Raw genomic sequence first — 22,716 nt, 5'->3', positions numbered from 1 at the left:
AGACAGTAAATAACAAAAAATACCACCCTAAAAACAGATATTACACATATATATTTTCACATCCCTATACATTTGCAGCAACGAATTAACAGTGTGCCCGAACACACAAAGGAAAAAAATCATACTTAATTAATAACATGCAAAGAATGTCTAACAAAATGAAAAACATGCGCGCCGCGCTACTATTCTGTTTAGTAGCCGTGATATCGCTTAGCGTATCAGCGCAAAATGTAACCGTAACAGGTACTGTGACAGACAAGACGGGAGAAACCGTTATCGGTGCTTCCGTAGTACAGAAAGGGAACACCAGCAACGGTACTATTACCGATATTGACGGTAATTTCTCCCTTAGTGTTCCCGCCAATTCCACATTGGTATTCTCTTATGTGGGAATGAGACCTCAGGAAATCCCCCTGAAAGGTCAAACTAAAGTTAATGTTGTGATGGAGGACGATGCGCAGGCTTTGGAAGAGGTTGTGGTTATCGGCTATGGTTCCGTAAAACGTAAAGACCTGACGGGCTCTGTAGCGACAGTCAGTTCGGATGTATTGGCAGCCGTTCCGGTGGCTTCAGCCACAGAAGCACTGACTGGTAAAATGGCCGGTGTACAGATCACCACCACCGAAGGTTCTCCCGACGCCGAAATGAAGATTCGCGTACGTGGCGGCGGTTCCATTACAGGCGACAACACTCCGTTGTTCATCGTAGACGGCTTCCCGGTAGAGTCCATCAGTGATATTCCCGCTTCTGACATCGAAGACATGACCGTACTGAAAGACGCCTCTTCTACAGCTATTTACGGTTCACGCGGTGCGAATGGTGTAATCCTGGTGACTACTAAAAGTGGAAAAGAAGGTAAAGTCAATGTCAGCTACAATGCATATTATAGCTGGAAGAAAATAGCCAAGACACTGGACGTTCTTTCTCCGGCCGATTATGCGAAATGGCAATATGAATTGGCCGCACTTATCAAATCTGATGACATGAGTTCTTATGAAAAGTATTTCGGAACTTACGCAGATATGGACCAGTACAATAACATTCCTTCCAATGACTGGCAAGATCTGACATTCGGACGTACCGGACATACTTTCAACCACAATTTAAATATTAACGGTGGTAGTGACAAAATCAGATATGCCTTCAGTTATAGCCACATGAATGATAAAGCCATCATGGAAGGATCAAGTTACAAGCGTGACAACTTCAGCTTAAAGTTGAATACCAAACCTGTAAAGAATGTCACCCTTGATTTCCAAGCCCGCTATTCAGAAACAGACATCAATGGTGGTGGCGCTAACGATGTAAGCAGTACTTATGACTCTGACAAGCGTCTGAAATATTCTGTCATCTACACTCCGATACCTCTGTCAAACCTCGATGCGTCGGCAGGTAGCGCAGATGATGACTTGGGTAACTTATACCACCCGCTGACAGCCATCTCGGACAATGACCGCCAACAAGAACGCAAGACATTGAACATTGCCGGTAGTTTCGGCTGGGAAATATTCAAGAATTTTAAAGTTAAAACCGAAGTAGGTTATGATGACTACCGCAACAGCGACCAGCGCTACTGGGGTCTAACCACCTATTATATTAAGAATGTACCCTCCTCTGAAAACCAGGGCAAACCGGCCATTCAGCTTGCCAATACCAGCCGCCACAAATTCCGTAATACCAATACCATCAGTTACGACTTCTCCAAGCTTTTTGAAGGAGACAGCCATCACCTGAATGCAATGATCGGTCATGAATGGGTTATCACCAAGTCCAAAGTATTAACAAACATCGTACATGGATTCCCAAGCAGCTTCACCGCTCAGGATGCCTGGAAATTTTCAACTCAAGGTGTTCCCTACTCTATTGACAATTATCTCAATCCGGACGACAAGTTATTGTCCTACTTCGGACGTATTAACTATGACTATCAAAGCAAGTACCTGTTGAGCGCAACATTCCGTGCCGACGGTTCTTCCAAATTTGCCTCCGGCAACCAATGGGGTTACTTCCCTTCTGCCGCTGCTGCTTGGCGTATTTCATCGGAACCCTTTATGGAAAGCACAAAATCTTGGTTAGATGACTTGAAACTCCGTTTCAGTTACGGTACTGCTGGTAATAACAACATTCCTTCGGGACAAATGAACCTAAACTACTCTTCTTCTGCAACATCATGGATTAACGGTTTCAGCAACTATTGGTCTGCTTCTAAAACAATGCCTAATCCTGACCTGAAGTGGGAAACAACCGTTACCCGTAATATCGGTTTAGACTTTACTGTACTAGGTGGCAAGCTGAACGGTAGCATCGAAGCTTATTTGAATACAACAAAGGATCTGTTGATTCAATTTCCTGTTGCCGGTACAGGTTACGACTATCAGTACCGCAATATGGGTAAGACCCAAAACAAAGGTCTGGAAGCAACCATCAATTGGACAGCTATTGATAAAAAGAATTTTGGTTTAAGTTTCAGTGCCAATATCGGTTTCAACAAGAATGAAATCAAAGACCTGGGTATCATGGACGACTTTGGCGCAGAGACATACTGGGCTTCTTCTGAAATCGGTTATGACTTCTGGATAGCCAAAGGCGGTTCTGTCGGTAAAATGTATGGATACCGTTCCGACGGTCGCTATGAGGTTAGCGATTTCGAAGGCTATGACGCCACCTCAAAAAAATGGATACTGAAAGAAGGTGTGACTGACTGTTCTGCCGTGGTAGGAACTGTGCGCCCGGGTAGCATGAAGTTGAAGAATCTAAATCCCGGTGAAGACAATGCCGTAACTTCTGACGACCGTGAAATCATAGGCGACGCCAACCCGGTGCATACAGGAGGTTTCACCATCAATGCCCGCGCGTATGGATTTGACCTAAGTGCCAACTTTAACTGGAGCTATGGAAACGACGTCTACAACGCCAATAAGATTGAGTTTACCCAAACCGGTAAATACCAATACCGCAACATGATTTCGGACATGGCCGATGGCAAACGCTGGACAAACCTGAATGCCGACGGAACTATCTGCAACGACCCCGCCCAATTGGCTGCAATGAATGCCAACACCACTCTGTGGTCACCTTATAACGCCCGTATGGTATTCAGTGATTGGGCAGTAGAAGATGCTTCATTCCTGCGCTTGGGTACATTGACCTTAGGTTATACATTGCCCAAAGCGATGCTAAACAAGGTTAAGATTCAGAATCTGCGTTTCTATGTGACTGCATACAATGTATTCTGCCTCACCAGCTATTCCGGGTATGATCCTGAAGTTTCAACCATCCGCAAAACGAACCTGACTCCGGGCGTTGACTATTCAGCGTACCCAAAGAGCCGTCAGTTTGTTGTAGGTGTTAACCTGAATTTCTAACATAAGCTAATAGTACAAAAATGAAAAGATTAATATATTCCACTCTTGTGTCATTGTCACTTTTATGCGGCATGACCTCATGTGACTTAGATGCTCCATCCCAATCAGCCATGGAGGAGCCCAACCTGTTCCAGGTTTATTCTCTGGCGGAAGCTGCCGTAATGGGTATACACCAGTCATTTGGTGAGACAAATTCCTACCGCGGACGTTATCTCCCCTATTACGGAATAAATACAGATATCGAATGGATCAACAATATAGATCCGACCAAGATTGCAGATGACGGGAAATACGAACTCTCCACCTATGCCGCGCGTCCATCAAATACTCAGATGAACAATTCCAGCAATGCCTGGGCCAAGTTCTATGAAGGCATTGAACGTGCTAATCTGTGCATCCGCGGACTAAGCAATTATGCAGACCTCAGCGATCCTGATTTTCTTCACTTACTGGGAGAAGCCATGACGCTCAGAGCTGTCATCTACCTAGATCTGATCAAAGGATGGGGTGACGTTCCCGCCCGTTTTGAGCCCAATAGTTCTGAAACGGTTTATTTGCCGAGAACAGACAGAGACAGCATCTATATACGCCTGTTGAGTGATTTGGAACAAGCAGAAGATATGGTAGCATGGCCCAATGCTTCTTCCATTACCAAAACCACGGAACGCGTCAACAAAGCTTTTGTCAAAGGACTGCGCGCACGCATAGCACTCTATGCAGCAGGTTATAGCCAACGGGCAGACGGAATTCGCAGAAGTAACGATCCACGCTTGAGCGTTGCCAACATGTACGAAATCGTAAAGAACGAATGCTTGGATATCATTAACCAAAGCGGATGCACTTTAGGGTCATTCAAAGAAAACTTCACCAAATTATGTCAGGACAACACCGCAGCAGGTGGAGAATCCATCTGGGAAATTCCGTTCTCGGACGGACGTGGCCGCGTGCTCTATACTTTCGGTGTAAAGCATCAGACTTTTGACCAATACACCCAACAAAGCCAGGGCGGTGTAAACGGTCCGCTCCCTTATCTGTACTATGATTATGACGTAGAGGATGTAAGACGCGACATTACCTGTGTGCCTTACGAATGGAAAGGAGACGGTATCAACATCGGCTCTACAGAGACTCCTTTATACGCAAATGGAGTTCAGCAACTTCGCAGTTTGAAAAGCTGGTGCTTCGGTAAGCTCCGTTACGAATGGATGAACCGTGTCGTAACTTCTACAAATGACGATGGCATAAACTGGCAATATCTGCGTCTGGCCGATGTATATTTAATGGCCGCTGAAGCTGTCAATGAATTAAGTACCCCATCTGAAGCGGCTCAATATCTGAAGCCTATTCTGGACCGCGCACTGCCGGCAGGAAAAGCAAGTGACTATATGGCTAAAGCAACCGCCAGCAAGACAGCCTTCTTTGACGCCATCGTTGAGCAGCGCGCATTAGAATTCGCCGGAGAGTCTTTAAGAAAAGCCGATCTGATTCGCTGGAACTTACTGAAAACCAAGTTGGATGAAGCTAAAACAAAAATGTCTCAACTGGCACGCCGAGAAGGTGCTTACTCCGACCTTCCCGAAAAGCTTTATTACGAGACTGCCGAAGATGGAGAAACTTTGAAAATCTACGGTTTGAACCACGGAGATACGGATGAAGCTGGTGCTGCTTTAGGTTACGAAAGCAATACAACCTGGATTTCAACAGAAAAGCTCACTGATGCACTGATTGAAGCGCTCTATCAGAAGAATCCTAATGAAAATCAATTCTGGCCTATCTGGCAGACCTTCATTGACAGTAGCAATGGAATGTTAACCAATAACTAATTAGTGTTTCACATAGAAAGAATATGAAAATGAAGAAATATATCTATATATTAGGATTGGCCATAACCGCCCTGATATCTGCCTGCGAGGATCAAAGCACAGAGCTCACAAGCATCGATTACGACCGCCTCTTCTCTCCCATTTCATTGGAAGCAAGAGTCATCAATCAAGTGAACGTACGTTTGTCATGGAGTGCCGTAAACGGAGCGACAAGCTATAACATCGAAGTTTTTGCCAATGACAGTCTGACATTTGCCGGTACTCCCGTCCGCACATTGAGTGGCATTAGCAATACGGATATACCTTACACCATTACCGGACTGGAAGGCGAAACGAAATACTCTGCCCGCATACAGGCCATCGGAGAAAACATCACTGAGTCCAAATGGAACGGTGTCTATTTCAAGACCGGTACCGAACAGATATTCAGCAGTGTTTCCGAAGAAGATCTGACAATATCCTCTGTTACCCTGCGCTGGACAGCTGGTGAAACGGCAACAAGCATCGTGCTGACTCCGGGTAATATCAGCCACACCGTTACTTCCGCCGAAATTGCAGCAGGTGCCGCAACCATTGAAGGTTTGACTCCTGAAACAACTTACACCGCCAAGTTAATGAACGGTACGAAAACACGCGGAACTGTGACCTTCACTACATTGATCGACCTGGCCGGTGCCATTGCCATTGAGCCGGGAGATGATTTCGCACAGATATTGAAAAATGCCAAAGACGGAGACGCATTCGCATTCTATCCGGGCACTTACGCCAATGTCACAATAGAAGACGGAAAAGAAGTAATAGGCAAGATTGACATCTCGGCCGATATTGAAATTAAAGCGGTACGCCCAAGCGATCGTCCAGTTATCAATGGATGCATCACATTAAGTGATGGTGCTTCACTCAGCATAAAACAAGTTGTGATGGACGGTACGAATACTGATGGAAGCCAAGCTTTTGAATTCAAGACCGCCACCACCTATGGTTCACTGATTGTCGATGATTGCGAAATATCCAATTACATAAAAGGCTTCTATTATGTAAACGTGGCGGCTACCATAGATGAAATAACGATTAACAACTGTTTGATTCACGACATCGTATGCAACGGAGGAGATATGTTTGACTGTCGTACCGGTTACATCAAAACTATCAATATCACTAACAGCACTATCTGGAACAGTTGTACAGGCCGTGACTTTGTCCGCTATGATGATGCTTCAGGCAGCTTCGCAGGTTCAGCTCCCGTGATTAAGATTGATCACTGTACGTTGGATGGAGTAAGTAATAGCAGTAGCAGACGATTATTCTACGTACGCTTCAAGAATAACAGCATTACATTCACCAACAATATGGTGTCTAATATGCCTAAATGTGGTAGAGGTTTCTCAGACAACAGTGCAACAGCAGTGCCTACTTTCTCTAATAACAACTACTTCAACACTGCCAATCTCGTTTCTTTAGACGAAGGCGGTACAGGTAAATTCTATGATACCACAGGCAAGACCCTTGATCCGGGTTATGCCGATGCTGCAAAAGGTGACTTCAACATCACTAACGATAATCTTCTCTACGAAGGAATCGGCGATCCGCGCTGGTATTAATATACCTGATAGTCTATCCTTAAAAAGGAATATATAGCAGTTTGAAATGCCCCCAGAAAGTTAGATTAAGACTTTCTGAGGGCATTATCATCATTTACCCCAAAATAACCATATTTTCTTCCTTATTATAGCTATAAACTTCTATTTTTGCATATACATAAGTGCAAACCACTATTGACGGAACATTTATGTAAGGCTTAAAAAAATAACTTGGTACACAAATGCCGGTTTATCCCCCAATTTATTGTTCCCCTATTACTAAATTATTTTTCTCTAACTGGGAAAAAAGACTTCTCTAACTGGAAAAATAAAACGCCCATTTATACCAAGTCATTTTTAAAACATTACAAAAATCAAAAGAAGCTATATCATGAAGAAAGTATTATTCTGTTTATCATTTATCTGCGTATGCCTCCAAGCATTACCGCAACGCCAATCTCTCTCTTGGGAGAATGGTTCACTGCAAGTTTCAGAGAACTCCCGCTACCTTCAGCATACGAATGGCTCTCCCTTCTTCTGGCTCGGAGATACCGGTTGGCTGCTTCCCGAAAGGTTGAACCGGGATGAAGCGGAATACTATCTTGAACAATGCAAACAAGCAGGCTTCAACGTAGTACAGGTACAAACCATCAACGGGGTACCTGCCATGAACTTTTATGGACAATCATCTATGCCGAATGGATTTGATTTCTCCAATATCAACCGACCGGGTATATATGGATATTGGGATCATATGGACTTTATCATCGATGCCGCCGCCCGCAGAGGGATTTATATCGGTATGGTCTGCATCTGGGGCGGGCTGGTAAAAAGTGGAAAAATGAATGTGGAAGAAGCCAAGGCTTATGGTACTTTTCTCGCCAACCGTTACAAAGATCGCCCCAACATCATCTGGATGATTGGCGGAGATATCTATGGAAACATCAAAACCGAAGTCTGGAATATGCTTGCCAACACCATTAAATCCATTGATAAGAACCATCTCATGACTTTCCATCCTTTCGGAAGGACACTCTCGGCAGAATGGTTCAACGATGCCCCTTGGCTGGATTTCAATATGTTCCAAAGTGGACACCGCCGCTACGGACAAAGCAAAGATGACAAAAAAACACTGTTACCACAAGGCACAGAAGAAGACAACTGGCGATATGTGGAACATAGTCTTGCTCAAAAACCACTACGTCCGGTTATTGATGGAGAGCCGTCTTATGAGGCCATTCCCCAAGGACTTCACGACCCTAAGGAAGGTTTCTGGAAAGACAGCGATGTACGCAGATATGCTTACTGGTCGGTTTTTGCCGGTTCATTCGGCCATACGTACGGTCATAGCTCCATCATGCAATTCCTAAAGCCGGGAGTTAATCCAGCCTACGGTGCTACCAAATTATGGTATGAAGCCCTGAAAGATCCCGGATTCAACCAGATGCAATATTTGAAAAAACTGATACTTGCTTTTCCCTTCTTTGAAAGAGTAGCCGACCAGAGTTGCATAGCCGGCGATAACGGCACAAAGTATGAACGTCTCATTGCAACACGTGGCAACGACTATATGTTAGTGTACAACTATACCGGACGCCCCATGCAAATAAACCTCAGCAAGATTCATGGAAAGACTAAAAAGGCTTGGTGGTATTCACCACGCAATGCAGAGCTATCTTATATCGGTGAGTTTAGTTCAAAAGTAGAAACGTTCCAGCCTGAAGGCGGTCATTCAAACGGCAATGACTGGGTACTCATCCTAACAGACGGAACCCGGAAGTATATAGAAGCATTGCAATAGATAGTTTTAATAAAAACAAGAGGATGTCCCTGGAGACATCCTCTTAACCCTAACCAGCCATAATTTCTTGAATTCAAGTAATTATCATCTTCTTAGCTTTACGACACGGGCAAAAGTATATAGAAAATACAAAATGTAACTCCATAAATCAGTATTTTCTGCATAATTTAGCAATCGACTGTTTATCAGACCCATATAAGTTTACAAAGATGTCCATTTTGATGAATTCATGTGTTTTTTGACGAATTGATCTTATTCATTCCCTTATCCCGATACTCAGTCGGAGTCATTCCCATCTTCTGTTTGAAGCATTTGCTGAAATAACGGGGATCATTAATACCCACCATATAAGAGATCTGAGTCATGGAATATTCTCCGGTTTCAATGAATTGCACGGCACGCTTGATACGCATTTCCTTAATAAACTCAATAGGTGCCAACCCCGTCAGTGTCTTCAGTTTCTTAAAAAAGACTGAACGGCTGACTGCCAGTTCCTGCACCAAGTCGTCTACTACCAATTCTCCATTATCCATATTCTTCTCCATTAGTTCCACCAGTTTGTCCATAAACTTACGATCATTCGGAGACATTTCCGGTCCTTGCTCTTCTACTGTTTCTTCCGTTGAGTCAGCTGTTACATTTCCCGTCATTAGGTTATCCCGATAGATACCCTGTAACTTCCGGCGCTGTGTGAGCAGGTTCTTTACGCGTGCTTTCAGATAAGTGGCACTGAACGGCTTCGTGATGTAATCGTCCGCTCCATACTCCAACCCCTCCAATTTGCTTTCAATGGAAGTCTTGGCCGTCAACAATACAATGGGAATATGACTGGTGGTCATATCGGCACGTAGTTCACGCGTCATGGTGATGCCATCCTTTCCGGGCATCATTACATCACTAATAATGATATCCGGGAGGAATTTCAAAGCTTTACCCCAACCTTGCATACCATCCACCGCTTCTACGATTCTGTACTCGGAAGCAAAGATGCTGCGCAGGAACAGACGGAGTTCCGAATTATCTTCCACAAGCAACATAGTTCCCTGAGGGTCGGAATCCGGTATAACAATATCGGTCACCTGTTCTGCGACTTCCATACTCACTGTGGCATCATCCTGCAAGAATTCCACCGATTCATCATAATGTTCTTTACCTTTCAGGAAATCCACCTTAAAGCAACTCCCCTCTCCTAACTTACTATCAACGGTAATGGTCGCCTTATGCATTTCTACCAATTCCTTCACCAATGACAAACCAATGCCGGTGCTGGACTGATTGAACAGATTGCGGTCTACCAGATTCTCAAAACGGACAAACAACGACTTTTTCTTATTATCCGCAATACCTATTCCCTGATCTTCCACACTTACGGAAACAGATTTCTCATCTTCACGCACAAGCACCGTGATCATCTTTCCATTCGGAGTGTACTTAAAAGCATTGGAAAGCAGATTGAATACGATCTTCTCAAATTTATCCGCATCTACCCAAAGATACAGTTCTTCCTTCTCCGTTTCAAACAGGAAGTCTATCTGATGTTCTTCGGCAACGGACTCGAAGTTCGCCATGATCTTGCGAGTAAAAGCCACTACATCCATACGTTGAACCTGCATCTTCATTTTCCGGTTCTGTATCTTCCGAAAGTCCAGTATCTGGTTGATAAGCCTCAACATACGGTTCGTATTCCGTTCTACCACCTGTAACTGTTCACGGGCATCATCCGGAAGTTTGGTATTCCCCAGTATATATTCCACAGGGCCTGAAATCAAAGTCAGCGGAGTGCGCAGTTCATGAGAGATATCAGTAAAGAAACGCAGTTTCATATCCGTCATTTGTTGCTCGACGGACACCTCATGCTTCAAGCGATAAATAGTGAACAAGATATACACCGCCGCTACAATAATCATGATGAAGAAAAGCACATACAGGAAATAAGCAAACGGAGTTTCCCAGAAGGAAGGTAGTATCTCAATGTCCAATGTACGCGTGTTTTCAGTCCATATACCGTCACTGTTGGTAGAACGGACTTTAAAGATATAATGTCCTTTTGGCAAGTTGGTATAAGTAGCCACACGCTGTTTGCCTACATAGTTCCAAGCCTTTTCAAAACCTTCCAGGATATAAGCATACTGTATTTCGGAAGGTGCGGAATAGTCGAGTGCAGCAAACTGTATGGTGAAAATATTCTCCCGATGCGAGAGAACCAGCTTTCTGGTATCATCCAATCCTTGTTTCAGTACGGAACCTCGTCCCGGCACCACGTCTACATTCGCCACCAGCAACTTGGAGAAAACCATTGGCGGCACATAATTACTCTTCCCGATGGAATCGGGATTGAAATAGAAAATACCTGTACTTGCCCCGAAAAGTATATTACCGGAAGCAGTATATTCCGAAGCCGCTTCACTGAAACGTACCCGGAAAAATATCTCCTTATCGGCATAATTCTCAAATTTCTCCTCGGAAGGAATAAACTTACTGATACCGTTTTCCGAACTGAGCCATAAATTACCGGCTTTATCCTCCTGTATGGAAAGCAACACATCCGAAGGCAGACCGTCCTGTACCGTATAAGACTTGAAACTGGCATTACCGTTCTCATCCAGCGATACCAACTTATTCAGTCCCCCGCCAAATGTTGCAATAAAGAGTTCCTTATCCCGGGTAGATACAATCCAATGCACATCATTATTGCTTAGGCTATGCTCATCGTCCGGAACACGCAGAAAATGACGGAACTTCACATCTTCGGGATTCTTGAAGTCTGCATCCATCATCAAAGCGCCCACGGTAGTTCCTATCCAGATATGCCCCTGATCATCACCTGTTATAAAACGGGCTTTGTAACAATAATCAATAGGATATCCTTTCAGGTTATTACGATGGTTCACGAAAATCTCCTTACCACCCTGATTGTGCGCCATATAATTGATGCCGCCTGCAAATGTAGCAATCCAGATGCGTCCATGCTTATCTTCGTATACACAATAAACGTTATCGTCACTCAAACTATAAATATCACCTTCCTGATGCTGATAACGGGTCAGCTTATAGTGATAGCTATCTCTCTGTTTTTCTGCTTTCACCAGGCCATCCCCTTTGGTTGCAATCCAGAAATTCTGTTTACTGTCCTGCAAGATGAAATAAACATTACCACGCAACGGAGTACCACTGTGCGACACAGTACCGTTTTCGGTCAGATAGCCCTTATTTACACGGTTCTTATCATATATCCGTAGTTTACCATCTTTCAAGCCTACCCATAAATTTTGGTCTGCATCTTCGCAAAGAGCTCGTACTTCGTTGCTCAATGACTCATAATCGTGTGGTACCGGCGTTACGATGCCAAACTGAGACGGACGGAAAGTAACCTTCTCCAATCCCTTAGAGTGAGTGCACATCCACAGATTCCCCTGATTGTCGGAAAAAGCAGTATGTATTTTATTGGAAAAGCGCCATTCATGCCCTGACAACTCATTATAGAACGGACGCAGACTATTACTTTCACGGTCAAAATATGAGAAACCGCCGCCATACGGATGTACCCAAAGTACGCCGTTGATATCTTCATGTGCATGGAAAGCCGGACGAGAACGGTCCGTACTGGTAGGTTCCACGGCTATTACTTCACGCTTTAAGACCTGTGTACGCGGATTAAAGTGTACCACTGTACCCGGAATATGTTGCTCGAACCATACTTCCGATGCTTTATCCACATAAGTACCATGAATCGGTGCATCAGGAAAACGGGAGGCAGGGAAGTGTTCTGTCTTCTTTGTATCACATTTATAAGTAAAGAATCCGTCTTTCGAAGTGGTCAGTATGATCTCATTTCCATCTATATGATTGATTGCCACAATATGGGATGAAACCGGCAGGCTCAGCAACAAAAACTGCCCGCTCTCCTTCTGATAGCGCCATACGCGCCCGTTATCCGATCCGAAATAGATTTCGGGACCATGCTCCAAACAGGAATAAAAGGCCTGTCCGCCTTTCCTCTCCCGATCTGCAGTTTCCGCGAAATAAAAGACCGGTAATTCCTCTCCGGGTGCCAACATCCCTAATCCGTTATCAGACAATATCCATTCATTACCTGCCCGGTCCTCATATACCTGAAGCACACGTGAGGCGGAAAACTGTCCCGATTGAGTAGAATAATATTGGGAAGTCAGGCTATAATCCTGCGGATCAGTTGCCACCCGGATCACCCCTTCAGTCTCCGTCAGCAACCATACCGAACCACCCGGAAGGACTTTGATATTCGTTATATTGGCTGTGCCCCCCTCTTCATCATCACCCGGCGCACGCTCAAACGTTTCCGTACGGGGATCGAAGCGATAGGCGTGATTGTCATAGGTTTGTAGCCAAAGGAAGCCATACTTGTCTTCCAGCATATGGTCTACACGATTATGGCTCAGCACGATACGATTATCAAGCCGCGCCTTATACGTTTTAAATGAATAACCATTGAACTTATTAATGCCATCCCAGGTAGCAAGCCAAATATTCCCCTTGCGGTCTTGCAGGATGCTCATTACTGTATTTTGAGAAAGTCCGTCTTCAGACGAATAATGGGTGAAAAAACAATCCGGCTGCGCTTTTACTGACAACACACCTATCAACCCAAGGATCAGATATAAGATTTTTTTCATCATAACAGGCTTATTCTATGCGGTAAAGATACGTATTTCATAGAAAAATCATGTATCTTTGTTTAGATTTTAACAACCACTGACCATGAAACGCATTACAACCATTTTCTTGATTGTTCTCTCCGGACATCTCAGTATGATTGCTCAAACCGATACCACCGCATATGGTGTTGTCAAGAACATGCCGATCTTCTATGAGCAATTGAAACAACAGCTCACTTACCCGGCAGCGTGGGGAAACTCCCCTATCCGCAAGTTTGATAAATGGCGTGCCCAGGCACGGGAAACCCTATTGGACTGTATGCAGATTTTGCCTCCCGCCCCTACCGATTATGCCATGACGGTAATTGCTACCGAACAGCGCAACGGATACAAGGCTCAAAAAATACTATTTAACGTATCGGAATGGTGTCGTATTCCCGCCTACCTGTTAGTACCGGACGGTGACGGTCCCTTTCCGGCAGTCGTCATGCTGCACGATCATGGCGCGCACTTCTCCATCGGTAAGGAAAAAATGGTACGCCCGTTCGGTGTAAACGCTGAAATCATAGCGGACGCCGACAAATGGGCTATAGGCTGCTATGACGGCCAATATACAGGAGACTATTTTGCCGAACACGGCTATGTGGTACTTTCCATCGATGCCTTGTTCTGGGGTGAACGTGGCAGAAAGGAAGGGGTGAACTATGACGGACAACAAGCATTAGCTTCCAACTTCCTGCAAATGGGGAGTTCATGGGGAGCGTTCATCAATATGGATGATGTGCGAAGTGCGGAGTTCGTGGCCTCACTGCCATTTGTGGATAAAAATAAAGTAGGATGCGTAGGTTTCTCCATGGGAGCCTACCGTTCCTGGATGCTCTCCGCCATCACCGACTGTATAAAAGTCTCCGCCTCCATTTGCTGGATGAACACCACCGAACACCTGATGACACTCACCAACAACCAAAACAAAGGCGGATCAGCCTATTCCATGCTGATACCGAACCTGCGCCGCTATCTGGATTATCCGCATACGGCAAGCATCGCCTGCCCGAAACCCACCCTGTTTTTCAATGGAAGCCGGGACAAGTTGTTTCCGGTAGAAGGTGTTAAAGATGCCTATGACACCATGCAGGCTGTCTGGCAGAGCCAGAAGGCTGCCGACCGCCTGGTTACCAAGATATGGGAAGAGAAACACTTCTTCAATAAGGAAATGCAGAAAGAGACTTTGGAGTTTTTCAATAAATGGCTGAAATAAAGCGTATCCAGTAATACACTAACCATGAGAAGAATCAGAATATTTCTAATCCTCTGCGTAATTGCCACCGGCTTCTGCTTCGGACAATTACCACATACCTTTACACAATATACTTCAGAAGACGGACTCTCGCAGAATACCATCATGAGCATCCTGCAAGATGACAAAGGAGTGATGTGGTTCGCTACCTGGGACGGTCTCTACAAATTTGATGGATATACATTTAACAACTATAAAGCCCATCCGGGCGACAGCATCGGATTGAGCAATAACCGTCTGGACAATATTAAAGAAGACAGATACGGATATATCTGGGTACAAAGCTACAATCACCAGGTCTATCGTTTCAATCCGCGGCTTGAACGGTTCCAGGCTATCCCTTACGACAACTACCTGTCTTTGGACATGCATGTGCTTCCATGTGGAGACGTATGGATAATTACCGTACAAAATGAATTGATTCATATTTCCACTCATCCGGAAACACATGAAATGAAAGCCACAGACTTCTTCAAATCCCATCAGATTTCATACTCAGAGCCTATCAAGTCTATCTTTCAGGATAGCCGGGAGAACCAATGGATTCTTACCGAGAACGGATTATACCGCCTGACTCGTGACGGGAATGAAGAGAAACTTTCTTCTTACTTCGTCGCTCCTCCGGAAAAGGACAAACAGCCTTTTTACGATGCACTGGAAAACAATCATACCATCTACTTCACTTCCAAACAAGGATGCGTATACGAATATAATCCGGACACCGGCCAGTTTGTAAGGCAAGAGTTCCCCACCGGCTCGTCTATCAAAACCATCCGACAACTCAAAAAGGACAAGCTATTCATCGGCACAGCCAGCGACGGGTTCTTTGTATATGAACAAAGTTCCGGAAACCATCGTCACTATAATACCCGGAATTATCCTTCATTAAAGGACAATCAGATCAAAGCAGCCTATATCGATACCAACGGTGAAGCATGGATACGCCTCAACACTAAAGGAGTGACGCACTTCAATCCTGAAAACGAGCAGTTCGATCACTTCATTCTGCAAGACAAGTACGGCAAAGACATCGTCGATTCCCGACCGGAAATGTATATATACGAGGATGTCAACGGCTCTTTATGGGTACATCCTTCGGGAGGAGGACTTGCCTGGTACGACCGTAAGAACAACCGGATACGTCCGTTTTACAATCCGGCCCTGCAATCGGGCTGGAGCGCTGACAATAAGGTGACCAATGTCTTTACCGATAAACAGGGTAATTTATGGCTTGGTTCATACGGAAACGGCCTGGAGAAGATCTCTTTCAATACCAATCATTTCCATTTGCTTACCGCTGCCCCGGATGACACGGAATTCCCGGGAAGCAACGTCCGCGCCGTTTACCAGGACCGCAACGGATATATATGGACGGGCAATAAAGACAAAATAATACGTGTCTACGACAGCCAATGGCGCTATGTGGGCAACCTTACGTCCGCAGGGACTATTTCCCCTTACAGCACGGACCGGTTAGGAATAGGCTATTCCATCATACAAGATCACGAAGGCACCATCTGGATAGGTACCAAAGGCAACGGACTATTCGCCGCCAAGCCTCAGGGGAAGCCCCTGACTTATCATCTCGTTCAGTACAGTGCCGACGCAAACGATGTATACAGTCTGAGCGGTAACGAGATATACAGTCTGCATGAAGACCGGCAGCAACGGATATGGATTGCCACATTCGAAGGAGGAATCAACTACCTGGAACGGGGAACAGACAAAGAAGCGGACCGTTTCATCAACTACCGGAACCGGCTAAAGAACTATCCTATCAGCCAATGTTACCGTACGCGTTTCATCACCTCCGACACTAAAGGGAATATATGGATAGGCAGCGCCACAGGATTACTGATGTGCAAGGGCAATTTCAAAGAACCGGAAGAGATAGAATTCCAACGTTATTGCCGTATTTCGGGGAACGCCAACAGCCTCAGCAACAACGACGTGCACAACATATATTTCACCCGGAAAGGCGAAATGTACGTGGCCACCTTCGGAGGCGGACTCAATAAGCTACTCTCACTGGAGGGCGCTGAAGCCCGCTTTCAGGCCTACACCATGAGAGACGGGCTTCCTTCGGACGTATTGCTATCCATCGAAGAAGACCCGCACGGCAATTTGTGGTGTGCTACAGAAAAAGAACTGTGCAAGTTTATTCCTTCCACGGATAAAATAATAAACTACCCCTCCAGAGCTTTCCCCCTACGAATCAGTTTCAATGAAGGGGCGGCTCTGCGAACAGAGTCCGATTATCTGCTGTTCAATACCGTGAAAGGTGTCCTATACTTCTTTCCGGATTCCATCCATACAAGTACATACGTTCCTCCCATCATCTTCACCCGCCTGCAACAGGCCGAGAAGACGGTGACTCCCGAAGAAGGCGGCATACTGACCACCCACATCGATGATACGAACCTCCTGACCCTGCCTCACGATAAGAATGGATTCAGCATCCAGTTTGCCGCCCTGGACATGAAGTATCCCGGCAACATCTCCTATTCCTACAAACTGGAAGGCTTCGAAAACAACTGGAACAATATCGGCAACCAGCGAACCGCCACTTACACCAACCTGCCGAAAGGACATTACACCCTGAAAGTCCGCTCTACAAACAGCGACGGCATCTGGGTGGAGAACACGCGTACACTGGATATCAACATACTTCCCTCCTTCTGGGAGACACCGTGGGCATATTCCCTGTACGTGCTATTCATCTTATTAGTTATCTTTACGGCCACCTATATCCTCTTCACCATCTTCAGGCTGAAGCATAAGGTATCCGTCGAACAGGAGATTTCAGATATAAAGCTACGTTTCTTCACAAACATATCGCACGAACTGCGTACACCGCTGACGCTGATTGCCGGTCCCGTAGAGCAAGTCCTGCAACATGGCAAGCTGAATGATGAGGAACGGGAACAGTTGGTGCTGGTAGAGCGAAACACGAACCGGATGCTAAGGCTCGTCAATCAGATTCTGGACTTCCGCAAGATACAGAACAAGAAGATGAAGATGAGGGTGCAACAGATTGACCTGATCCCTTTCATCCGCCACATTATGGAAAGCTTCAACAGCCTTGCCGATGAACACCAGATTGATTTCAGTATGGATACGGAAGTCGCCAGCCTCAAGATATGGGCGGACTCCGACAAGTTGGAAAAGATATTGTTCAACCTTTTATCGAACGCTTTCAAATATACTCCCCAAGGGAAACAGATCAAAGTGATGGTGCAGGAAGAAGAAAAGGATGTGATTCTTGCTGTGGAAGACCAGGGAATAGGAATTGCGGAGAATAAGCAAAAGTCCCTCTTCGTCCGCTTCGAGAATTTAGTGGATAAGAACCTCTTCAACCAAGCCAGCACCGGTATCGGCCTTTCATTAGTGAAAGAATTGATCGATATGCACCACGGCAGCATCAGCATCCGGAGCAAACTTGGAGAAGGGAGTTGCTTCAGCATCAGATTGCAGAAAGGAAAGGAACACTTCGACGAAACCGTTGAATTCATCCTGTCCGACTATGTGGTAAGTGATACCTCACCAGTATGCACTGGCAATCAGTTCTCTTCTCTCACCGGAAACGAAGAGGAGAACCTGAACAGTGAAAAAGAAACCATCCTGATAGTGGAAGATAACCAGGAATTACGCTTCTTCATAAGGACCATCTTTGCCCAGTACTTCAATGTTATAGAAGCGGAAAATGGTAATACCGGACTGGAAAAGAGTAAGTTGTATATGCCGGATATCATCATCAGCGACGTTATGATGCCCGAAAAGCATGGTATAGAAATGGTGCGCGAACTGCGGGAAGAGATGACCACAAGCCATATTCCCATCGTTATGCTGACGGCCAAGTCGACCATCGAAAGCAAGATAGAAGGCATGAAGCTGGGAGCGGACGATTACATCACAAAGCCCTTCAGCGCTGCCTACCTGAAAGCACGTATTTTCAATCTGCTTGAACAGCGCAAGAAGTTACAGGCATTGTATTGCGCCAGTCTGTTGCCCGCATCCACCGAACAACCCCTGGCAGGGAAAAAGGAAACCACCACTCCGGCCCTTTCGCCCAACGACCAGAAATTTATGGATAAAGTGATGGAAACCATAGAGAAGCATCTGGATAACGGTGACCTTACGGTGGAAGACATTGCCGGCGAAGTAAACATGAGCCGCTCCGTATTCTTCAAGAAACTGAAGACACTGACCGGTTTATCTCCCGTTGAGTTCCTGAGAGAAATACGCATGAAGCGGGCAGCTCAACTCATAGAGACAGAGGAGTATAACATGGCACAGATTGCCTACATGGTGGGACTGAATGACTCGCATTACTTCAGCAAGTGCTTCAAGCAGCAATATGGAATGACACCGACTGAATACAAGGAAAGCCGAAAGCAAAACAATTAAGGTTTTCTTCCGGCTTTCCTCCATTAAGTCGAGGTTATTCCATCTTCTGAAGATTTCATTACCGGCAGGCTGATTGTTAATAATTCTGCCTGCCTCTTTTTCTCTATTTCCCTTCTTTATCTCTATCTTCTGATTTTGATAACCGAATAGGATAAATTTAGCCGACCCCCGCTACAGTGCATTGTAGAGGGGGTAGCACCTCCCATTTTAGGGGGGTGTTAACTCCCCAGCTGGGGAGTGCGATGTTCCCCAGTTAGAGAGTGCGATGCTCCCCAGTTGGGGAGTGCGTTACTCCCCAGCTGGGGAGTTAACACCTATTTAACCGGGGAATTTTTATCTGTAAAGAGGTAATGTTTAAGCGTAGATATACTTAAATGTTTTTTACCACCAAAGGTATATGAATAAGGTCATCAGTGGGCTAGGTTCTTTTCCAAAAAGGAGAGAATGGCATCTTGTACCTTTATTCCGCAATCATGAGGCATATCCCACAGTTCCGTAACCAATTTGTCGCCTGCGGAACGGCTTTCCCATACTTTTCGCATTTCTGCAAAGGCGGCATTCACTCCTACCGGAGGAAAGAGCTTGTCATGTTCCCCGTTCAGGAAAAACATCGGTTTGGGACAGGCAATGGATGCGATATGCGGATAATCCAGATAACGGCGGATACCCGGCAGCATATTGGCAAAACCTCCCCTTTCTTTTCCATACTCCCATGAGAGCTGGCAGTCCGTAGTCACCATCCAGCAGACGGCAGCTCCGGCTTTCACCTTATCAGAGAGTGCCGAAAGCATCCAGGCACGGTAAGCTCCCATCGAAAAGCCCATGCAACCGATACGTTTGGAGTCGACTTCGGGCAATGTAGCCAGAAAGTCGGTGGTGTACATGTCTTCGTAGTTCATGAAAGCACTCCAACTGCGTCCCAGCATCATGAAGTTACCTGCCACAGCCATGTGTTTGTCACCATCGACGCCTTCTTTCCGTCCGCGTTCTCCCCAGAATATAGCATCAATAGAAATAACTACATATCCATGTGCAGCCAGATAATCGCCTACATATTGCCCACCGTAGCATTGTTTAGCCCAGGCATCGGCATCAGCCAGGACTTCGGGAGATACTCCGAAGGGACGAATCATTTTCTCCTTACCAATCGTATAATGACCTCCATGGTCATGCAAAAGTACTACTGCCGGGAAGGGACCTTCACCATCGGGCACCAGCATATAGGCGTTCACACGGGAATAGCCGGTCAGATTGAAATGTAACTTCCGGGCTTTATACCCATTCCGCTGCTCTTCGGCTACGATCTCAGTCTGGTAGTCGGTAGTGCGAGGCGGAGGGGCAAGCATGGCATCCAGCACGGCATTGCGTGCCTGTTTGCGCCACTTCTTAAAATTTTTAACCGGACTATTTCCCCAAGCTATGGGGTAAGTCAACTCTGCTTTCAGTTGATCCAGGAAAACAGGCATCTCTCTTTCCAGTTCGTAACCGGACAAATGCTGAGATAGGGCGGCTACCGAAGTAGCCAACCCTAACATCATGCAAAGAATACATCTTCTTACCATATTACTTTCAATTAATTGAAAGAGTTACAAGCTACTAGCTACGAGCTACGAGTACCTTTCGGAACACTGCGCAGCCACTTGTAGCTCGTAGCTTGTAGCCCGTAGCTACTACTACTGCTGCTTAAAACCATAACCATTCGTAATTCCCGAATTCAGCAATACCTGATAGATATTCGGCAATAAATGGATGGGCGGATTCTTTGCCGCATAATCGGCATCCGTATAACCGGCGAAGAGTTTCTTCGCATAAGAATCCTCATATTTCAACATATCGATAGCCCAGGGAGTCTGTACATATCCATCAGCTTCCAAAGCCAACGCTTCGGCAGAACCCGGTTCGATATACTTAAACAAACTTTTGATTGCAACGTTGGTCATCGTCACGCCTGCATAAGCTGGAACCAGACTTCCCCAATCATCATGCTGTCCGCGCCATCCCGGAAACAATACCGGATCATCTTGCTTGTCAGCCGGAGTTTGTGATGTCAGTCTATATCCATACTTGGATTTAGCATCGACCATCTTCGTCCAGATATAGGCAGGTATCTGATTGCCATTCTTAAACGTGTAGTAACCATCCTGACGTATGCCCTCAATGATAGCCGACATTACCTTTCTGTTTTCAACGGCAACCTCCGGAAGAATACCGGTACGGATGATGTCAAAACGGCGCACACCTTCGCCACTGAATTCCAGGGCACGTTCTTTAAGCACTGCATTGTACACAGAGCCACAATCTGAGATATATTTCTCAAAGTTCGGGTCGTTGTTGCCGGGGAATGCCCGGTTATGAACGATGGCAAGGTACGTCTTGGCGCTGCCTTCATCGCCCAATGCCGCACATACTTCAGCCAACATCAGGTAAGCATCGGAGATACGCATATAGGAGAAGTTAATGCCGGAATTACCGTATGTTTTCGTATCAGGCGCAGTCATCCGGTTCCAGTCCCACTTATTAGTGCCCGGGCCGCATCCTTTACCCCATGCACTGCGGTCGAATGACTGCATCAGCTCCTGACCACCGCCTGTACTGCCCGTAACGGCAACAGAAGCGTCACGACGCAGGTCGTTATTGTCGAACCAACCGTAGTAGAAATGTGCCTGAATACGATCCTGTCCGCATGCCACGCAAGGTGCCTGTCCGTCACCACCCGACGAGGGGCGACCGATATAAGCCGGACGGGAAGATCCGCCATTGTATTCGTGAGGGAGTTCGTAGATAGATTCATCAGCCAATGTTATATTATCGGCAGCATGCATTTGCTGGAACATATACTGGTAAGGATTATTATACTCCTGTCCGTTCTTACCCGTAGAACGGGGATCCGTTGTACGCAATACCACCGAACCGGGATTCATATAGATCGCCTGAAGATATTCTTTGGCTATGGCATACAAATCTTTCCAATCGCTGCGGCGACCATAAATGGCACCGTTCTTTTCCACACTCCAATCATCGAAAGTAAGCACCTTTCCGTCACCATCCACATAGAAGTCTGCACCCAGGTCGGTACGGCGGGTTGCATAACCACCGTTATACATACAAAGACGTCCTATTAGTCCCTGAACATATGTACGATTCATGACATCCGCCCGCGTACTACCTTCACCCGGACGATACATATGAGGCTCTACCTCCCTGAGTTTCCGGATATGATAGTCATAAATGGCATAACGTGAAGTCAGTCCTTTTGCCTGTTCACCGGCATTCAGTGCATGGGGCACATCGCCATACCAGCGGCACAACTCCCAGTAACACGTAGCACGCAGAGCCACAGCCTGACCGTAGATATCCGAAAGGTTATTAGGTTCTCCGGTCATGATCGACTGGAAGTTATCAAGCGCCTCAAAACTGGATATCAGGGAATTGGCCACGGATATCGTTTCGTAAAGCTTGGTAAACACTTCCGTTCCTTCACCGGAGTTAATGTTATAGTTGCCCGTACCACCCGGATAATACCATTTTTCACAGATTCCGGCACTACCTTCATCGTAGATGTCCTGAGAGTCTTCAATGTCCGACCCCCAAACCGGATGCCAGAAGAATCCGACATTATGCACACTCCGGTTTGCACGGAGGGTTTCATAACCATAATACAATGCACCACGTGCAGACTCTTCATTTGAGAAGACAAAATCGCGGTCTACTACACTCGGGGAGGAAGTGTCGAGGAAGTCCTGGCAGCCGGTCATTGCACATGCGAAAGCTGCTGCGAGAGTTATATTCAATATCTTTTTCATATCTGT

At 45.8% G+C, this 22,716-nt stretch carries 9 protein-coding genes; 6 read left to right on the top strand and 3 right to left on the bottom strand.

The genetic code is table 11. From position 1 onward, the window contains the following. Window positions 1–146: 146 nt before the first annotated feature. The 4 genes from K6V21_RS11200 to K6V21_RS11185 all read left to right on the top strand — a co-directional run bounded on the left by K6V21_RS11200 (window position 147) and on the right by K6V21_RS11185 (window position 8,569). Entirely contained in the window at window positions 147–3,365 is a 3,219-nt protein-coding gene (locus K6V21_RS11200; protein ID WP_224321809.1) for a SusC/RagA family TonB-linked outer membrane protein, read from the top strand. Between the two features lie 20 nt (window positions 3,366–3,385). Next, the gene (locus K6V21_RS11195) at window positions 3,386–5,188 is read left to right on the top strand and encodes a RagB/SusD family nutrient uptake outer membrane protein (RefSeq protein ID WP_224321808.1); all 1,803 of its coding nucleotides are present in this window, start codon (window positions 3,386–3,388) and stop codon (window positions 5,186–5,188) included. Window positions 5,189–5,211: 23 nt separating this feature from the next. Then, window positions 5,212–6,789, top strand: coding sequence for a fibronectin type III domain-containing protein (locus K6V21_RS11190; protein WP_224321807.1), 1,578 nt, complete (start codon window positions 5,212–5,214; stop codon window positions 6,787–6,789). 370 nt (window positions 6,790–7,159) lie between these two features. Next, on the top strand, window positions 7,160–8,569 hold the full coding sequence (locus tag K6V21_RS11185; protein ID WP_224321806.1) for a glycoside hydrolase family 140 protein: 1,410 nt from the start codon (window positions 7,160–7,162) through the stop codon (window positions 8,567–8,569). Window positions 8,570–8,796: 227 nt separating this feature from the next. Here the strand turns inward: K6V21_RS11185 and K6V21_RS11180 are convergent, their stop codons facing one another. Next, complete coding sequence (locus tag K6V21_RS11180; RefSeq protein WP_224322027.1) at window positions 8,797–13,221, bottom strand: two-component regulator propeller domain-containing protein; 4,425 nt, start codon at window positions 13,219–13,221, stop codon at window positions 8,797–8,799. Window positions 13,222–13,306: 85 nt separating this feature from the next. Between K6V21_RS11180 and K6V21_RS11175 the strand changes: the two genes are divergently transcribed. Both K6V21_RS11175 and K6V21_RS11170 read left to right on the top strand, forming a co-directional pair. Beyond that, entirely contained in the window at window positions 13,307–14,461 is a 1,155-nt protein-coding gene (locus tag K6V21_RS11175; RefSeq protein WP_224321805.1) for a dienelactone hydrolase family protein, read from the top strand. Window positions 14,462–14,485: 24 nt separating this feature from the next. Beyond that, window positions 14,486–18,907, top strand: coding sequence for a two-component regulator propeller domain-containing protein (locus K6V21_RS11170; RefSeq protein ID WP_224321804.1), 4,422 nt, complete (start codon window positions 14,486–14,488; stop codon window positions 18,905–18,907). 410 nt (window positions 18,908–19,317) lie between these two features. Here K6V21_RS11170 and K6V21_RS11165 read toward each other — a convergent pair whose 3' ends face one another. Both K6V21_RS11165 and K6V21_RS11160 read right to left on the bottom strand, forming a co-directional pair. Beyond that, entirely contained in the window at window positions 19,318–20,469 is a 1,152-nt protein-coding gene (locus tag K6V21_RS11165; protein WP_224321803.1) for a dienelactone hydrolase family protein, read from the bottom strand. Window positions 20,470–20,580: 111 nt separating this feature from the next. After that, complete coding sequence (locus K6V21_RS11160; protein WP_224321802.1) at window positions 20,581–22,710, bottom strand: RagB/SusD family nutrient uptake outer membrane protein; 2,130 nt, start codon at window positions 22,708–22,710, stop codon at window positions 20,581–20,583. Between the last annotated feature and the right edge of the window lie 6 nt (window positions 22,711–22,716).

The sequence above is a fragment of the Bacteroides cellulosilyticus genome (assembly GCF_020091405.1).
In the GTDB taxonomy this organism is placed as follows: Bacteria; Bacteroidota; Bacteroidia; order Bacteroidales; family Bacteroidaceae; genus Bacteroides.
The sequence above is the reverse complement of the archived record's forward strand: the minus strand, read 5'-3'. Positions and strand labels throughout refer to the sequence as shown.

Excerpts from the sequence above, each read along its gene's own strand:
- K6V21_RS11200 (WP_224321809.1), top strand. The coding sequence starts at position 147 with ATGTCTAACAAAATGAAAAACATGCGCGCCGCGCTACTATTCTGTTTA.
- K6V21_RS11195 (WP_224321808.1), top strand. The coding sequence starts at position 3,386 with ATGAAAAGATTAATATATTCCACTCTTGTGTCATTGTCACTTTTATGC.
- K6V21_RS11190 (WP_224321807.1), top strand. The coding sequence starts at position 5,212 with ATGAAAATGAAGAAATATATCTATATATTAGGATTGGCCATAACCGCC.
- K6V21_RS11185 (WP_224321806.1), top strand. The coding sequence starts at position 7,160 with ATGAAGAAAGTATTATTCTGTTTATCATTTATCTGCGTATGCCTCCAA.
- K6V21_RS11180 (WP_224322027.1), bottom strand. The coding sequence starts at position 13,221 with ATGAAAAAAATCTTATATCTGATCCTTGGGTTGATAGGTGTGTTGTCA.
- K6V21_RS11175 (WP_224321805.1), top strand. The coding sequence starts at position 13,307 with ATGAAACGCATTACAACCATTTTCTTGATTGTTCTCTCCGGACATCTC.
- K6V21_RS11170 (WP_224321804.1), top strand. The coding sequence starts at position 14,486 with ATGAGAAGAATCAGAATATTTCTAATCCTCTGCGTAATTGCCACCGGC.
- K6V21_RS11165 (WP_224321803.1), bottom strand. The coding sequence starts at position 20,469 with ATGGTAAGAAGATGTATTCTTTGCATGATGTTAGGGTTGGCTACTTCG.
- K6V21_RS11160 (WP_224321802.1), bottom strand. The coding sequence starts at position 22,710 with ATGAAAAAGATATTGAATATAACTCTCGCAGCAGCTTTCGCATGTGCA.